General features: G+C 65.8%; 15 protein-coding genes. 7 read left to right on the top strand and 8 right to left on the bottom strand.

The annotated features are described in order from the left end of the window. Positions 1 to 103: 103 nt before the first annotated feature. Positions 104 to 1159, top strand: coding sequence for a zinc-binding dehydrogenase (locus FHS28_RS17470; RefSeq protein WP_088453300.1), 1056 nt, complete (start codon positions 104 to 106; stop codon positions 1157 to 1159). 2 nt (positions 1160 to 1161) lie between these two features. Here the strand turns inward: FHS28_RS17470 and FHS28_RS17465 are convergent, their stop codons facing one another. From FHS28_RS17465 to FHS28_RS17455, 3 genes are all read right to left on the bottom strand, one after another. Then, positions 1162 to 1740, bottom strand: a complete 579-nt coding sequence (locus FHS28_RS17465) for a 3'-5' exonuclease (RefSeq protein WP_184295100.1) — start codon at positions 1738 to 1740, stop codon at positions 1162 to 1164. A 234-nt stretch (positions 1741 to 1974) separates the two neighbouring features. After that, the gene (locus tag FHS28_RS17460; protein ID WP_184295097.1) at positions 1975 to 3420 is read right to left on the bottom strand and encodes a hypothetical protein; all 1446 of its coding nucleotides are present in this window, start codon (positions 3418 to 3420) and stop codon (positions 1975 to 1977) included. A 341-nt stretch (positions 3421 to 3761) separates the two neighbouring features. Further along, entirely contained in the window at positions 3762 to 4991 is a 1230-nt protein-coding gene (locus FHS28_RS17455; RefSeq protein WP_088453303.1) for a cation:proton antiporter, read from the bottom strand. A gap of 263 nt (positions 4992 to 5254) precedes the next feature. Here FHS28_RS17455 and FHS28_RS17450 point away from each other — a divergent pair, with 263 nt between their 5' ends. Together FHS28_RS17450 and FHS28_RS17445 are read left to right on the top strand one after the other, a co-directional pair. Then, entirely contained in the window at positions 5255 to 5461 is a 207-nt protein-coding gene (locus FHS28_RS17450) for a hypothetical protein (RefSeq protein WP_088453304.1), read from the top strand. A 240-nt stretch (positions 5462 to 5701) separates the two neighbouring features. Further along, positions 5702 to 6283: a CAP domain-containing protein gene (locus FHS28_RS17445; RefSeq protein ID WP_088453305.1), complete on the top strand. Its 582-nt coding sequence runs from the start codon at positions 5702 to 5704 to the stop codon at positions 6281 to 6283. 104 nt (positions 6284 to 6387) lie between these two features. Here the strand turns inward: FHS28_RS17445 and FHS28_RS17440 are convergent, their stop codons facing one another. The 3 genes from FHS28_RS17440 to mnmA are packed head-to-tail and all read right to left on the bottom strand — an operon-like array spanning position 6388 to position 9448. Continuing rightward, entirely contained in the window at positions 6388 to 7032 is a 645-nt protein-coding gene (locus FHS28_RS17440; protein WP_088453306.1) for a response regulator, read from the bottom strand. 50 nt (positions 7033 to 7082) lie between these two features. Then, positions 7083 to 8324, bottom strand: a complete 1242-nt coding sequence (locus tag FHS28_RS17435) for a sensor histidine kinase (RefSeq protein WP_088453307.1) — start codon at positions 8322 to 8324, stop codon at positions 7083 to 7085. 11 nt (positions 8325 to 8335) lie between these two features. After that, a complete protein-coding gene (gene mnmA / locus FHS28_RS17430) occupies positions 8336 to 9448 on the bottom strand; it encodes a tRNA 2-thiouridine(34) synthase MnmA (RefSeq protein WP_088453308.1) in 1113 nt (370 codons plus the stop codon). 245 nt (positions 9449 to 9693) lie between these two features. On the opposite strand from mnmA, the gene FHS28_RS17425 reads away from it, so the two are divergent. Then, entirely contained in the window at positions 9694 to 10572 is an 879-nt protein-coding gene (locus tag FHS28_RS17425; protein WP_088453309.1) for a response regulator, read from the top strand. A 102-nt stretch (positions 10573 to 10674) separates the two neighbouring features. Here FHS28_RS17425 and FHS28_RS17420 read toward each other — a convergent pair whose 3' ends face one another. Both FHS28_RS17420 and FHS28_RS17415 read right to left on the bottom strand, forming a co-directional pair. Then, complete coding sequence (locus tag FHS28_RS17420; protein ID WP_088453310.1) at positions 10675 to 11166, bottom strand: NUDIX hydrolase; 492 nt, start codon at positions 11164 to 11166, stop codon at positions 10675 to 10677. Between the two features lie 262 nt (positions 11167 to 11428). Continuing rightward, positions 11429 to 11965 carry a hypothetical protein gene (locus FHS28_RS17415; RefSeq protein ID WP_088453311.1) on the bottom strand — a complete coding sequence of 179 codons (537 nt, stop codon included), beginning with the start codon at positions 11963 to 11965 and terminating at the stop codon, positions 11429 to 11431. Between the two features lie 233 nt (positions 11966 to 12198). Between FHS28_RS17415 and FHS28_RS17410 the strand changes: the two genes are divergently transcribed. The 3 genes from FHS28_RS17410 to FHS28_RS17400 all read left to right on the top strand — a co-directional run bounded on the left by FHS28_RS17410 (position 12199) and on the right by FHS28_RS17400 (position 15139). After that, the gene (locus FHS28_RS17410; protein WP_088453312.1) at positions 12199 to 13314 is read left to right on the top strand and encodes a Re/Si-specific NAD(P)(+) transhydrogenase subunit alpha; all 1116 of its coding nucleotides are present in this window, start codon (positions 12199 to 12201) and stop codon (positions 13312 to 13314) included. A 22-nt stretch (positions 13315 to 13336) separates the two neighbouring features. Next, a complete protein-coding gene (locus FHS28_RS17405) occupies positions 13337 to 13633 on the top strand; it encodes an NAD(P) transhydrogenase subunit alpha part 2 (protein WP_088453313.1) in 297 nt (98 codons plus the stop codon). An 84-nt stretch (positions 13634 to 13717) separates the two neighbouring features. Further along, positions 13718 to 15139, top strand: a complete 1422-nt coding sequence (locus tag FHS28_RS17400) for an NAD(P)(+) transhydrogenase (Re/Si-specific) subunit beta (protein ID WP_088453314.1) — start codon at positions 13718 to 13720, stop codon at positions 15137 to 15139. Positions 15140 to 15143: the final 4 nt, after the last annotated feature.

The raw sequence follows: 15143 nt of genomic DNA, 5'->3' as shown, positions 1-15143 counted from the left end.
CGCGTGGGTATTCATTTCTGCAATCCGATCATGCGGGCCTGTGCATCGACAGATGGGGGGGCGGTTTGCACACTGGGAGCACACCCATTCACGGAGTTCTCCCATGACTGCTGCCTCCTATCCCCTCCCCGCAACGATGCAGGTCGCGATCGCCCCGAGCGCGGGTGCCGACCTGATGATCGTTCAGCGCCCGCTTCCCGAGCTTCAACCCGGCCAGGTGCTGATCCGGGTCATGGCTGCGGGCATCAACCCGCTGGATGGCAAGATCCGGGCGGCTCAAGCCGAGCATGCCAGGCAGCCGCTTCCGGCCACCATCGGCCTGGACATGGCCGGCGTTGTCGTCGCCCTGGCCCCCGACGTCACCGCCTTCGATGTGGGCGATGAAGTCTTTGGCATGGTCGGTGGCGTGGGCGGTCATCCCGGCACACTGAGTGAGTACGTCGCCGCCGATGCACGCCTGCTGGCCGTCAAGCCTCAGGAACTCACCTGGCAGGAAGCTGCGGTTCTGCCCCTGGTATTCATCACCGCCTGGGAAGGCCTGGTGGACCGGGCGAAGGTCAAGGCCGGGGACAAGGTGCTGGTCCACGGCGGTGCCGGTGGCGTCGGACACGTAGCCATTCAGATCGCAAAGTCCTTCGGTGCAGAGGTCTGGGCAACCGGTACGGCTTCCCAGCGCGATCTGATCGAAACGCTGGGGGCGACGCCCATTGATTACGAGACGGAGACGGTTGAGCAGTATGTGGCTCGAGCGACCCACGCGGAAGGCTTCGATGTTGTGTATGACACGGTCGGCGGCAAGACCATCGACGCCTCGTTTGCAGCCGTGCGCACCTATACCGGCCATGTCGTCACGTCACTCGGCTGGGGCACGCATTCCCTGGCACCGCTCTCTTTCCGGGGCGCCACTTACTCCGGCGTCTTCACACTGCTTCCGCTGCTGACCGGCCAAGGCATGACCCATCACGGGGAGATCATGCAGGAGGCTGCCAAGCTGGCCAGAAGCGGCTTGCTGCGCCCCGTCCTGTCTTCCCGGCACTTTGACCTGGCGCAGGCCAACGAAGCTTTCGCGCAGATGGCTGCCCCCAAGAATCTCGGCAAGCTCGCGATCACGATGAATGCGTCGTCCCCGCGTGATGGAAGCCATGACCATCAGCTTTGAGATCACCCACGGCCGGGCATTGGGCACCCCATCGCCAGATACACCGCCAAGGCAGCCTGAGCATCATCCGCGGCGTAGTGCAGCTGCTCCGGCGTCAGTGACCGATGCTTCCAGTTCGATGTGGTCGTCTTCTTCGATTTCCTCAGCCGCTCACCCAGGACGATGGCAACGGCCGCCTTTGCGCCGACCATCTGCCTGTAGCCCAGCGACCGGAAGGCCAGCGCCACATCCACCACGTTCTGCATCTCGACGCCGAACTTTGTGAAGAGCGGGCGGCGATCGGACTGAAGGCCGAATCCCACCTTGATCAGGTGGGGAGACTCCAGGCAATCGAGCAGCAGCGGAGACAGGCCGCCGGGTCCCACCTGGAAGATGAACGCATGCGTCATCGTGGCCAACTGGATGACGTGCGGGCCATCAGACGTCTGATCGGCTTGAAACACCGGCTTGGTCTCCGTATCAAATCCGACGATGCCCGCTTCAGCGATCCTGTCGAGCGCGAATGCCTCGTCAGCTTCGCTTTGCACGACCAGGATCCGGTCCAGCGGCAGTTGCGGGTAGGGCGGAAGTGCCGCAATCACGTCCCGGGTGGGAGGCTCCAACCCGCGTTTCGCTGGCGGCGGCTGCTGCCTGATCGAGGGAGTCGGTAGGGGCGCGTTCATAGGCGGTTCAAGGGGTGCATGGGCTCATCGTCGCGCCATCGTACAAGCGCTCACGCATGTTCCCCCGGTGTCCTCTGCCACGGCCGATGCGAGCCTCTTCGCCTGGACAATCCGACACGTGAAACCTGCACCGCGCAGGTTTTGCAGAGGCCCCTAGACGCCTTCTTCGGCGTTCTCTGCCACCGCAGGCTCATCTGCCTGGGCGTTGCAACTGTCGTAGTAAACCATTCCGATCTTGACCAGTGCGTGCATGAGGCTGATCCCAGCTCCCGTGATCATGAATATCGAGGCCCACTGGGACTCTGTATCGAGCCCGTCTTCTGCGGTCTTCTCGACTGCCACGTACAGCGACATCACGCAGCCAACGGCTTTGACGACCGAGGCGAATATCGAGAGCGATGACTTGAGGTAGGCCCGCCAATGGCGCTTGAAGTTTTGAACGCGGCCCTGTCCTTGGCGCGCCTTTTTGACGATGACGTCAATCTGCGCCAGGACATTGTTGACTTCAGCGATGGCCCAGGCTGCAGTGGAATAAACCCCTGATAGGGTTCCTTCATTAAAGGCGCCGGCCAGATTGAGGATGCCAGCGAGGACACCGGCCGCCCCACTTTGTATGCCTTCAGCGCCGCCAAAAACCATGCTCAGGGCTTCGCGACTCGCAGCGTCCGACCGCGCCGCACGCGCGTATTTGACTCCGTCGTATAACAGTTTCAAACCGTTTGCCAGAACACCAAAACTCCCGATTGCGACGAATGCAGAGGCCGCAGGTACCGGATTTCCATTGTTGTCAGGACTGAAGAAGTTTCCTAGGCTTCCAACGGAGTTCGACAAATCTCCGGCAAGCCTCCCACGCAGAAACTTGTTCTTGATTCGTTGACGGAAACTTTGGCGCCGTTGGCCGCGTCGTCCTTGAGGCGCAGCCAACGCAGGGTTCACCAAGTCGCGCTGTGCCGGCACGTTCACAATGACATCCTCCTCCGCGGGGCCGTCCATCGCGATGGGAGCATCGAGAGCTTCCTGAGGCAACGGCTGCTGTGACGGCTGCTGTAATGGCTGCTGCAATGGCTGCGCCGATGACGATTGCGGCACGACATCTTGTGGGAGGCCGCGATGCGGCAGCGGGCCGGAGTCGGGAATCACCGCACCAGGTGCATCCAGGGGCGGCGGGTCCGCCCGTCCCAGGTCCTGCATCTCAGCATCATCCCGCGCGTCTTCAAGACGTCGCACATGAGGGAGCAGCAGTTCCTCAATCTCTTCAAACCCGTGTTGCTGAGCGGCTGCCAGTAGCGTCAGCATCTCTCCCAGATTGCGGATGTCACGCAAGTCGACGTTGCGCAGTTTCAGCTGAATCAGGCGCTCAGACTTCAGGGTCTGCAGCTGATGTTCGATCCGTTCAGCGAGGTCTTCCCATCCATTCCGGCTTGCTTGAGAGCGCAGTTCCAGAATTTCGTCTAAATGAAGGTCCAGGTCGTCCTGGAGTTCATCCTCGAAGTGATGGATAGCCTCGCGCTCGGTCTTGAACGTTTGGATGAATTGAGCCACGCCCTCCCTGCCAGGACTGCCAAAGATCGCCGCGATCTGTTGACGCTGGGCAAACATGCGTGGCGAGTTTTCGATCGACGCCCATGTCGTCGATCGCAGGCGCAGCGGCTCCGACGGACCGGGTTGGCCATGATCCCGCGATGAAGCCTCCGTGGTCTGCTCAGGCCGATTCGTGCGAGCCTGCATGCTCATATTGCCCTCCGTCGCTGTCTTGCTCCAGCGGCTCGACGAAGTCTGAAAGGCAACCCGGCTTCCTCATATCGGCAGAATGCCGAGTTTGGCCCGCCGGAAGGCGGAACTCATGCTGCTGCCGTCGGCGTCGCGTGCGAAGCTGCGAGATCGGGGGGAATGAACGGCTGATCGCCCACCAGGCTCCGTGCCAATGACGGCGTCTCCTCTCAGCGCGAGGCCCGCACTACCCGGCCGATCGTCATGCCCTGCACGAGGATCGAGAAGATGACCACCGCATAGGTCAGCGACAACACGGTGTCGCGACTCTCGCCGGGAGGCAACGAGAGGGCCAGCGCCACCGAGATGCCGCCCCGCAGGCCGCCCCAGGTCAATACCTTCCAGGCGCCTGGCGGCAACCCGTAGCGCCGACCCGTCACCGCCACAGGCAGGCCGACGCTCAGCAACCGTGCGAGCAGAGTGACGGCGATGGCCACTGCAGCGGCAGCGGCCAACGGACCCGACAAAGAGATCAGAAGGAACTCCATGCCGATCAGGACGAACAGCACGGCGTTGAGGATCTCGTCGAGCAATTCCCAGAACATGTCGACATAGCGCCGTGTGGTGTCACTCATCGCAAGGCGCCGGCCCTGATTGCCGATGATCAACCCGGTCACCACCATGGCCAGCGGCCCCGAGACATGCAGGTGGCTCGCCAGGGCGTAGCCGCCCGTGACCGCGGCGATCGTCAGCAGCACCTCCACATGATAGTCATCGACGCTTTTCAGAAGCCGGTAGGTGCCATAGCCCAGGACCAGCCCGAAGAGAATGCCGCCCCCGGCCTCACGGCCCAGCAGGGCCAGCGCCGAAGCGGTGGTCGGCACGGTGCTGCTGGCGAGCATGCCAAGCAGCAATGCGAACAGCACGACGCCGACACCATCGTTGAAGAGGGATTCGCCCGCGATCACCAGTTCCAGGTTCTTCGGTGCGTGGGCGGACTTCAGAATCCCCATGACCGCAATCGGATCCGTCGGCGAGATAAGGGCACCGAACAGCAGACAGTACAACAGCGGCAACGAGACGCCGACCCACGGCAACACCCACCAGAGGCCGAAGCCGACCATCAGCGTCGAAATCAGCGTGCCGCCGAGTGCCAGCAGACCGACCGGCCAGCGCAGGGCCCGCAGCTCGCTCAGGTCCACATGCAGCGCCCCCGCAAAGAGGAGCAGGGACAACATGCCCTGCATCAGCACATCGGAAAAGTCGATGGAGCGCACCAGCGTTTCTTCATACAGACGCAGGGCATGCGAGACCTGCGTCACGTCCAGAATCACGATCAGGATCGACAACACCAGGGAAATCGCCATCACGCCGATCGTCGTGGGCAGCCTCACGAAGCGGTGATTCACATAAGCCAGAAGTGCGGTAAGAACGAGGCAGACGGCGGCGATGTTCAGCATTGGGAAACGGATCTGGCCATTGGTTGTGACGCGTTATCGCGCGGGCGTGAGCCGTGGACAAAAGGGTCGTCGAGTCTATCAGTGCGCTTTTCGGCGGCCGGCAGGCGGAACTGCGGCACGGCCGGACACGCCTGGGCATGCGGGCGATCCCTCACAGCCGCCCCGCTAAACTTTGCTAGAGTCCGCCGTCCCGATACTGCGGCCTTGTGCCCAGCCTCCTGGGCTGGCAGGGGTCCTGAATTGAATTGAAGAAGTCTCGCCGTTTGCTCCTGGCGTCTGTGGTGTCCCTGGCCGTGTTTGTCGGCGCCACCGTCGTGCTGTTCCTGCTCCGTCCGCATCTGGCCACCATCGGCCAGGTGGTCTCCACCAAGGCCTTCGGCCTGACCGCGCTGCTGGCGCTGTATCTCGCCTTCGCCGTCGGTCGCCACGCCTTCTTCAGGCCCACGCGCCGGATGCCGCATTCCCGCTGAGGGCGCGGACACACCGCGCGCTGACAAAGCCCCCAATCGCACCGGCTGGCGCTGGCTGAGAAGGGCTGCCTTGGCGCCAGGCGTTCCGTTCGTCGCACTCGCTGCAATGACCGCCACCGGCGTGCCCTGAACCCGTCGCACGGTGCGTCCCACCCGGCCGTCCGTGAACTGCTTCACACCGTGCCCTCGGTGTTACGTCCGCTTTCCCCTGCCGGAAAACGCCCGCAGGACACTGCCGGCATGAAAGCCGCCATCCTGGCTGCGTCGCTGAGCGCAGCCGTCCTTCTGACGCCGCCAGCCGCCGCCGCACCCTGCGATGTTGCGCTGGTCACCGACCAGGTGCTCAAGCGCCTGAACGAGATCCGCGCCCAGGGTCGCACCTGCGGCCATCAGGCGATGTCTCCGGCCGTACCGCTGCGTTGGCAACCCGCGCTGCTGGACGCCGCGAGCCGTTACGCCGCCGAACTCTCCGGCCGCCGTCAGCTCACCCACACCAGCCTCTCCGGCGCCACGCTGCCGCAGCGTCTGGAAGCGGTGAGATATTCCCTGCGCCTGGCCGGTGAAAACCTCGCTTCCGGGCCCGATTCGCTGGACGAGGTTCTCCAGCTCTGGCTCGACAGCCCCGGCCATTGCCAGAACCTGATGGGCGCCGATTTCACCGAAGTGGGCCTGGCCTGCGACATGCGCGACAGCGCCAATGCCCAGCCTTACTGGGTGATGGAGCTTGGACGTCCGCAACTGATGCGACCCATGCAGGCCAATGCAACCGTGCGCGGCGTGCCAGAAGGCCTGCTGCCGACCGACGGTCCGGCCGTCCGCTGAACCGGCCATCGGCCATCAGCCACGGTGCACCGGGTCGGCAGCCCGCCGACGTGCGCTGAGCCGATCGCGCGCCGCAGCGCGCCGATCCGGCTGCACCTACCCGCTTAGATCCAACCCAGGTCAATCGCCCGCAAGACCGCCTGCGTCCGATCCCGCACGCCCATCTTGGCGAAGACCGACGAGCAGTGGTTCTTGATGACGCCTTCGCTGTTGCCGAGCAGCGCGGCAATCTCGGTATTGCTGCGACCGCTGGCCACCAGCCGAAGCACCTGAAGCTCCTTGGGGCTCAGCGGCTCCGGCTCCGGTGTGGCATTGAAGGCGCGCTCCACCGGCGCCCGTTCCATCCGCTCGGTGAGCAGCGGACGCAGCGCCGTGCCACCGTCCACCACATCCCGCAGCGCCTGCACCAGCGTGTCCGGGCTGATGGCCTTGAGCAGGAAGCCCCGGGCCCCCGCGCGCACCGCTTCATCGAAGGCCTGCGCATCATCGAAGGTCGTCAGCAGCACCACCGGGATCTTGAGCGCCCGCGCTGCCAGCGCCCGGATCAGCCCGATGCCGTCCAGGCGCGGCATGCGCATGTCTGACAGGATCACATCCGGCTGCTCCCGCGCCAGCAGCTCCAGCGCCTCCGCGCCGTCGGACGCTTCTCCGACGAGGCGGATGTCCTCATGCAGCGCCAGCAGGCCCTTGAGGCCTTCGCGTACCAGCTGCTGGTCTTCTACCAGCAGCAGCTTGATCACTTCGCTCATCTCCGCATCTCCTCAAGGTCCCCGGGGACCGCAGTGCTGGCGCTCATGGATTATGCAAACCGCGGGCATTCCAGCTCGATCAGGAACCCGGGGTGATGGCGCAGCACCCGCATGGCGCCGCCCAACTCGACCATGCGTTCCTGCATGCCCTTCAATCCGTTGCCCTCACGCAGCTTGCGTGTGCCCCGCCCATTGTCGTCAACCTGCACACGCACCTGCATGGCGTCGCCTTCGCCGATCTCGATCAGGGTGACCCGCACCTGTGTCGCACCGGCGTGGCGCACCGCATTGGTCACCGATTCCTGAACGCAGCGCAGCAGCGCGTGGGCACAGCGCGGGGAGAGGTCCTGCGCCACCGGGTCCAGGCACAGCTCGATCTGCGTGCTGGCGATCCCTTCGGCCAGCGTTCGCAGCGCCGCTTCCAGGTTGATCCGCTGGCTCTCGCGCTCCCGCGACACCGCCGCCCGCACTTCCGCCAGCAGGCCGGCAGCGCCCAGACGGGCCTTCTCCACGGCCTGGGCGGCGCCGGTTTCATCGTGGCGCTTGAGCAGCGCATCACTCAGCTGCAGATGGAGATTGAGCGCGGTGAGGTGGTGCCCCATCACGTCATGCAATTCGCGGGCCATGCTCAGGCGCTCGGCATAGCGCAACTGCTCCACCTGCAGGCGCTCGCCGCTGTCCTTCTCCGCCAGCATCGCCTGGAACCAGCGGCGGCGCTCCGCTTCGGTCGCGGCGAGCCGGCCCAGTCCGAAGGCCATGCCGTGCAGGGCCACCATCGAAATCGCCAGCCCCAGGCTGTTCAGCCACCAGGGCAGGCCGGCGGTCAGCTGTTCGTTCCGCTGGGCTTCGCTCGGAAAGGCCCAGTACAGCACCACGTTGATCAGCACCTGCGCCAGCGCAAAACCGAAGGCGCGCCGCACGTTCAGGATCAGCGCGCCCAGTACCGTCACCAGGAAGGGCAGCCCTGGGGTGACCAGCAAGGCCAGTGCGTCCAGCAGCACCACATGCCGCATGGCATGGCGCGGCGGGTGGTCCAGGTGCCGTTGCCGTGCAATGCGCCAGAAGTGCCAGGCGAAGGCCATCACCAGCCCGAGGCAGGTCAGCACGAAGGGGGCGTCGTGGGTGTCGCCGCCCATGCGGCGGTACAGGCTCGCCAGCACGCCGTCATAGGGCTCTGTCGGATGGCCCATCAAGCCCCAGACGGCCGAGGCCAGCTCCAGCAGGCACACCGCCAGGGCGGCGATGCGCAGCACAAAGGCGGGCTGGGCGATGCGGGCGAGCAGTCGGTCCAAGGGAATCCCAGTCAGTCCAAAGGCGGCGTGCTGACGATGACGCCCCCGCCCAGGCAGACCTCGCCGTCATACAGCACGGCGCTCTGGCCCGGCGTGACGGCCCACTGGGCCTGCGGGAAGTCCAGGCGGATTTCACCGTCCCCGGGCGTGAGGGCGCAGGCAGCATCGGCCTGCCGGTAGCGGGTCTTGGCGCCGTACCCGCCAAAGCCTGGTGGCGTGCCGGTCCAGCTCAGATCATTGGCGATCAGGCGGTGGCTCTGCAGCATCGGATGGTCATGGCCCTGCACCACCACCAGCGTGTTGGTCTCCAGGTCCTTGCGGGCGACGAACCATGGTTCATGGTCCCCGCCACCGCGCGGCGCGCCTTTTTCCTTGATGCCGCCGATGCCCAGGCCCTGGCGCTGGCCCAGGGTGTAGAACGACAGGCCGACGTGTTCGCCCAGCTTGCGGCCGCGGTCGTCCTTGATCGGACCCGGCTTGTGCGAGAGGTAGCGGTTGAGGAACTCGCGGAAGGGCCGCTCGCCGATGAAGCAGATGCCGGTGGAGTCCTTCTTCTTGGCGTTGGGCAGGCCTATCTCTTCCGCCAGGCGGCGCACCTCGGTCTTGGGCAGCTCGCCCACCGGGAACACCGTCTTCTGCAGCTGCGCCTGATTCAGGCGGTGCAGGAAGTAGCTCTGGTCCTTCAGCGGATCCAGCCCCTTGAGCAGCTGCACCTCGCCGCCCCGCTCACGCACCCGGGCATAGTGGCCGGTGGCGATCTTCTCGGCGCCCAGACGCATGGCATGGTCCAGGAAGGCCTTGAACTTGATCTCGGCATTGCACAACACGTCCGGATTCGGCGTGCGGCCGGCCTGGTACTCGCGCAGGAATTCGGCAAAGACCCGGTCCTTGTATTCCGCAGCGAAGTTGACGTGTTCAATCTCGATGCCGATCACATCGGCGACCGCCGCCGCGTCCACGAAGTCGATGTTGGACGAGCAGTATTCGCTGTCGTCGTCATCTTCCCAGTTCTTCATGAAGATGCCGACGACCTCGTGCCCCGCCTGCTTCAGCAGCCAGGCGGACACGGCGGAATCAACGCCGCCGGACAGTCCGACGACGATGCGTTGCTTCTTGGAATTCATGCCCGCGATTGTCCGACATGCGGGCCCCCGCGGCTCGGCTGGGGCCTTGAGGGTCGTGCGGCGTGTGTTTTCTCACAACGGGGCGGCCGCCCGGGTCGGCTCATCCTCCTGGCATCCCCCCGAATACCCCCGCCTGTAGGCAATCCCCCGACACCGCTTTGCGCCGCCGCGCACATGCGGCGCAGGCATCGCTGACTGCCGCTGTACGGCGTTGCACCGCACACTGTCTGCCAGGGAGTCGAATCATGAACGTTGTTATCGTCGAGAGTTCCGCCACCATTCGAAGCCAGCTGATTCAACAGCTGGGGCCCGATAAACGGGTGCATGTCGTGGGCGAGGCCGCAGATGAAGCCGCCGCCATCCAGGTGATTGCCCAGACCCAGCCCGATGCGGTGCTGATGGACCTGGCCCTGCAGCCCGGCAGCGGCCTGCGGGTGCTGCGCGCCATCCGGCAGCTCGGTTGCGGCGCGCGGGTGATCGTGCTGAGCAACAGCTATTACGAGGAAATGCGGCGCGCCTGCCTGGAATACCGCATCTCCGGCTTCTTCGACAAAAGCACCCAGGTCACGGAAGCGCTGGCGCTGCTGCGCAGCGGGTTGCCGCCGATCTTTGCCGACGAGCCGCAGCGGGTTGCGGCCGTGGCGCAACTGGAAGCCCGCTCGCTCGCGTTCCCGGCCTTTGATGAACTGGCCGATCTGGCCTGCGACATCAGCGGTAGCGGCATGGCTGCGATCAGCCTGATCAATGCGGACACCCAGCGCTTCATCGGCACCTCCGGACTGGCCTTGGGCACCATGCCGCGGTCCCGCGGCTTCTGCGCGCAGGTGCTGCATCAGGGCCCGGTGGTGGAGGTGCCCGACACCTGGCATGACGCCCGGTTCGCCGACCATCCGCTGGTGCAGGGCGCGCCGTACATCCGCTTTTACGCTGCAGTGCCGCTGGCCCTGGCGGGCGGTGAGCTGGTGGGCACACTGTGCGTGCTGGACCGCCTGCCTCGTCGGCTGCGGGAGCGTCAGCGCGAGGCGCTGGTGACGCTCTCCCGCTGCGCCATCAATGAGCTGGAAGCCAGCCGCCGCCATTCCGAACGTCTGGATCAGGCGGTGAGTGCGGCCATGACGCTGTAATCCCGGGTGCGGCCATCCGCCGCTCCTGCGTGCGCCTCTCTCTCGCTGTTCTGCTGTTCTTCAGGTCCGCCGGTCCGGGGAGGCCGCTGTTTCGCTGTCTGCTCAGCGGTGCTCGGGCGGGTGGTACAGCGAGGGATGGGTGTGCAGCGCCTCCATCGGCAGGCGCCGTCCGGCCGCATGGTCCTCGATGCATTGCAACACCAGCGGGCTGCGATGCCGCTCGCGGCAGGCGCGGATCTCGTCCAGCGTCATCCACAGGGTGCGCTGCACCGGTTCATCGAAGGCCTGCCCAGGGATCTGCTCCCCGACCTCGCCCACAAAGGCGATCCGCACATAGGTCACGTCCTGCCCGCGGCTGGGCCGCAGGAAGCGCGACATGTACACGCCCAGCCAGGCGGTGGGCGTGAAGGGACGCGCGGTTTCCTCCAGCACCTCCCGCGCCACGCCTTCGACAAAGGATTCGCCCTGTTCGAGATGGCCGGCAGGGTTGTTGAGCAGCAGGCCCTCGGAGGTCAGTTCCTCCACCAGCAGATAACGGCCTTCGCGTTCGATCACGGCAGCCACGGTGACGCTGGGCTTGAAGCGTTCGGTCATGGATCTCCTCACCGGCCCCGGGTGGGCGGCTGGCCGGCGGTCAGGGCTGACCGCGACGCGCTCCCCGGGATGGGTTGTTTGTGTGGGCCGTCATTGTGCGTCTTCTTCATGACGGCTCCGGGATCTGGCCTCGCCGGATCCGGGGACGTACCGGGCGACCCGCGGGGTCCGGACCTCACGGATCCGGCCGGCCCAATGACAAACGGCCCCGAAGGGCCGTTGAAAAATACTTGAAAAACGTGGAGAGCAGCGAGGCGCCGGATCAGCGGTGATCGCGATCGGGACCGCGTCGATCGTCGCGGCGGTCATCGCGGCGGTCGTCACGTCGATCATCACGCCAGTCATCCCGGCGGTCATCGCGCCGGTCGTCATACCGGTCCTTGTCATGTCCGCGGCCATGGCCCTTGCCGGGGTGGTCGTCCTTCCAGCCCGGGCCGCCAGGGCCGCCGTGGGGATGGTCCCGGCGGTACTGCGGCGCATACACGTTGGTGTACCAGTTGTCTTGCACGAAATAGACCGGACGGCCGCAGGCCCCGTACTGGCCGCAATACCGGCGCCAGTTCTTCTGATGGCCCGGGGGCACGCGCAGATAGACCGGCGGCGGCGGCGACACCACCCGTTCAATGATCATCGGCTCGGCATAGACGACCTGAGGGCGGGTGTTGCCGATGTCGATCTGACCGTAGAAACCGGGCTGGCCGATGGTCACCGAGACGCCGACGTCCGCGGCGTTCGACACGGCAGGAGCCGCCAGAGCCGTCACAGCCACGGCGGAGGCAAACAGAATGTTCTTGAGCATGGTGGCTCCTTTCTACCTTCTTCCAACGTCCTGGCGCGCTTTCGGTGGACCGGCGCTTGCAACTCGCAACAGGTTTGCGGCTTTGTTGTGAACAGATTGCCCAAGGCGGCCACTTTCTTCCTAGTGAAATCCCTGGCCCCGAGGGGCGTATTTCGCACGAACGCGCCGGTAAGCTTGGCCCATCGAGCCCGAAGTCTGGGCCCTGTCCCCGGATGCAGAGTGGAGGAGTCCAGATGCTGATCGGTGTGCCGCGCGAGACTGCGGCGGGTGAAACACGGGTGGCGGCCACGCCGGAAACGGTGAAGAAGCTGGTCGCGCAGGGTCATCGGGTGGTGGTGGAGACCTCGGCCGGCCAACGGGCGAGTGCCACTGACGAGGCCTACGGCACCGCCGGCGCCGAGGTCGGTTCCGCCGCACAGGCGCTGGGGGCCGAGCTGGTCCTCAAGGTGCGAGCGCCGGATGCGCAGGAGCTGGCGTCCTTCCAGCGCGGGGCGTCGCTGGTGGGCATGCTCAACCCGTTCGACCGGGACGGCCTGCAGCGCCTGGCCGATGCCGGGCTGACCGCCTTCGCGCTGGAAGCGGCGCCGCGCACCACCCGGGCGCAGAGCATGGACGTGCTGTCCAGCCAGGCCAACATCGCCGGCTACAAGGCGGTGATGCTGGCGGCCTCCCACTACCAGCGGCTGTTCCCGATGCTGATGACGGCTGCCGGCACCATCAAGGCGGCGCGGGTGGTGGTGCTAGGCGTCGGCGTGGCCGGCCTGCAGGCCATCGCCACCGCCAAGCGGCTGGGGGCGGTGATCGAGGCCTCGGACGTGCGACCAGCGGTGAAGGAGCAGGTCGAATCCCTCGGCGCCAAGTTCATCGACGTGCCGTATGAGACGCCAGAGGAGCGCGAAGCCGCCGAAGGTGTCGGCGGTTATGCCCGGCCGATGCCCGCCAGCTGGTTGACCCGCCAGCAGCAGGAAGTGGCCAAGCGGGTCGCGCAGGCTGATGTGGTGATCACCACCGCGCTGATCCCCGGACGGGCGGCGCCGGTGCTGGTCACCGAAGACATGGTGCGCTCGATGAAAGCAGGATCGGTCATCGTGGATCTGGCGGCCCCCGCCGGCGGCAACTGCCCGCTGACCGAGCCCGGCCAGACGGTGGTGAAACACGGCGTGACGCTGGTGGGCGAGACCAACCTGCCGGCGCTGGTCGCGGCGGATGCGTCGTCCCTGTATGCGCGCAACGTGCTGGACTTTCTCAAGCTGGTGCTGCCGGGCGCCGGCGGCGTGGTGCTGCCGCCGGACGACGACATCGTCACCGCCTGCCTGGTGGCGCATGAAGGCCGGCTGCTGCGGGCCTGATCGACTCATTCCGGAGGATCCGATGGACGCTGTCTCTCCCACCCTGATCAATCTCACCATCTTCGTGCTGGCCATCTACGTCGGCTACCACGTGGTGTGGACGGTGACCCCCGCGCTGCACACGCCGTTGATGGCGGTAACCAATGCGATCTCGGCCATTGTCATCGTCGGCGCGATGCTCGCTGCAGCGCTCACCGACACGATGCTGGGCCAGGTCATGGGCACGGCGGCGGTCGCGCTCGCAGCGGTCAATGTGTTTGGCGGCTTCCTGGTCACGCGCCGCATGCTGGAGATGTTCAGGAAGAAGGACCGGAAGTAGGCCGCCAAGCAGGCCGCCGTTCAGCCCTTGCCTGTCGGCATTCCCCCTTCGTTTCCTTCGATCCCCGCGATCCGGAGCCCGCGCATGTCCATGAACCTCGTCACGCTGCTGTATCTCCTTGCCAGCGTCTGCTTCATCCAGGCCCTCAAGGGCCTGTCGCATCCCACCACCTCCATCCGCGGCAATCTCTTCGGCATGGCCGGCATGACGATTGCGGTGTTCACCACGGCGGCCCTGATCCTGAAGCTGGCCGGTGGCCATGCGGGCGGATTCGGACTGGTGCTGGCCGGCCTCGTGGTGGGCGGCGGCATCGGCGCGGTGATGGCGCAGCGGGTGGAGATGACCAAGATGCCGGAGCTGGTCGCCTTCATGCACAGCATGATCGGCCTGGCCGCTGTCTGCATCGCCGTGGCGGCGGTGGCCGAGCCGCATGCGCTGGGCATCGCGCAGCCGGGGGAACCGCTGCCCGGGGGCAATCGCATCGAACTGGCGCTGGGCTGCTTCATCGGCGCGGTCACCTTCTCCGGCTCGGTCATTGCCTTCGGCAAGCTCAGCGGCAAGTACCGCTTCCGGCTGTTCCAGGGCGCCCCGGTGGTCTTCGCCGGGCAGCATTTACTGAACCTGGCGCTAGGCGTCGCCGCGATCGCCTGCATCGCCGGCTTCTGGCATTCACAAGGCTGGACCAGCTTCCTGCTGGTGGCCGCGCTCGGATTCGCGCTGGGCGTGCTGCTGATCATCCCGATCGGCGGCGCGGACATGCCGGTGGTGGTGTCGATGCTCAACAGCTACTCCGGCTGGGCGGCGGCGGGCATCGGCTTCTCGCTCAACAACAGCATGCTGATCATCGCCGGCTCGCTGGTGGGCAGCTCGGGCGCCATCCTGAGCTACATCATGTGCAAGGCGATGAACCGCTCCTTCTTCAACGTGATCCTGGGCGGCTTCGGCGCCGAGCCCGGGGCCGCCGCCACCGCCGCGGTGCAGCGCAATGTGCGCAGCGGCAGTGCGGACGATGCAGCCTTCATCCTGGGCAATGCGGAAAGCGTCATCATCGTGCCGGGTTATGGCCTGGCGGTGGCGCGGGCGCAGCATGCGGTCAAGGAACTGGCGCAGAAGCTGACCGCCAAGGGCGTGCAGGTGCGCTACGCCATCCATCCGGTGGCGGGCCGCATGCCCGGCCATATGAACGTGCTGCTGGCCGAGGCGGAAGTGCCCTACGACCAGGTGCATGAGATGGAAGACATCAATCCGGAATTCGGCCAGACCGATGTGGCGATCATCCTGGGCGCCAACGACGTGGTGAATCCCGCCGCCCTGCAGAAGGGATCGGCCATCTACGGCATGCCCATTCTGGAAGCCTACAAGGCGCGGACCGTCATCGTGAACAAGCGGTCGATGGCCGCCGGTTATGCGGGCCTGGACAACGAGCTGTTCTACATGGACAAGACGATGATGGTGTTCGGCGACGCCAAGAAGGTCGTCGAGGACATGGTCAAGGCGGTGGAGTGACGCG

The organism is Roseateles terrae (genome assembly GCF_014192155.1).
GTDB lineage: Bacteria > Pseudomonadota > Gammaproteobacteria > Burkholderiales > Burkholderiaceae_C > Roseateles > Roseateles terrae.
This window is presented reverse-complemented; position numbering and strand designations above follow the sequence as displayed.

Coding starts and splice junctions, on each gene's coding strand:
- mnmA (WP_088453308.1), bottom strand. CDS start 9,448: ATGAATTCCAAGAAGCAACGCATCGTCGTCGGACTGTCCGGCGGCGTT.
- FHS28_RS17400 (WP_088453314.1), top strand. CDS start 13,718: ATGTCCATGAACCTCGTCACGCTGCTGTATCTCCTTGCCAGCGTCTGC.
- FHS28_RS17415 (WP_088453311.1), bottom strand. CDS start 11,965: ATGCTCAAGAACATTCTGTTTGCCTCCGCCGTGGCTGTGACGGCTCTG.
- FHS28_RS17455 (WP_088453303.1), bottom strand. CDS start 4,991: ATGCTGAACATCGCCGCCGTCTGCCTCGTTCTTACCGCACTTCTGGCT.
- FHS28_RS17410 (WP_088453312.1), top strand. CDS start 12,199: ATGCTGATCGGTGTGCCGCGCGAGACTGCGGCGGGTGAAACACGGGTG.
- FHS28_RS17445 (WP_088453305.1), top strand. CDS start 5,702: ATGAAAGCCGCCATCCTGGCTGCGTCGCTGAGCGCAGCCGTCCTTCTG.
- FHS28_RS17420 (WP_088453310.1), bottom strand. CDS start 11,166: ATGACCGAACGCTTCAAGCCCAGCGTCACCGTGGCTGCCGTGATCGAA.
- FHS28_RS17470 (WP_088453300.1), top strand. CDS start 104: ATGACTGCTGCCTCCTATCCCCTCCCCGCAACGATGCAGGTCGCGATC.
- FHS28_RS17425 (WP_088453309.1), top strand. CDS start 9,694: ATGAACGTTGTTATCGTCGAGAGTTCCGCCACCATTCGAAGCCAGCTG.
- FHS28_RS17405 (WP_088453313.1), top strand. CDS start 13,337: ATGGACGCTGTCTCTCCCACCCTGATCAATCTCACCATCTTCGTGCTG.
- FHS28_RS17440 (WP_088453306.1), bottom strand. CDS start 7,032: ATGAGCGAAGTGATCAAGCTGCTGCTGGTAGAAGACCAGCAGCTGGTA.
- FHS28_RS17460 (WP_184295097.1), bottom strand. CDS start 3,420: ATGTTTGCCCAGCGTCAACAGATCGCGGCGATCTTTGGCAGTCCTGGC.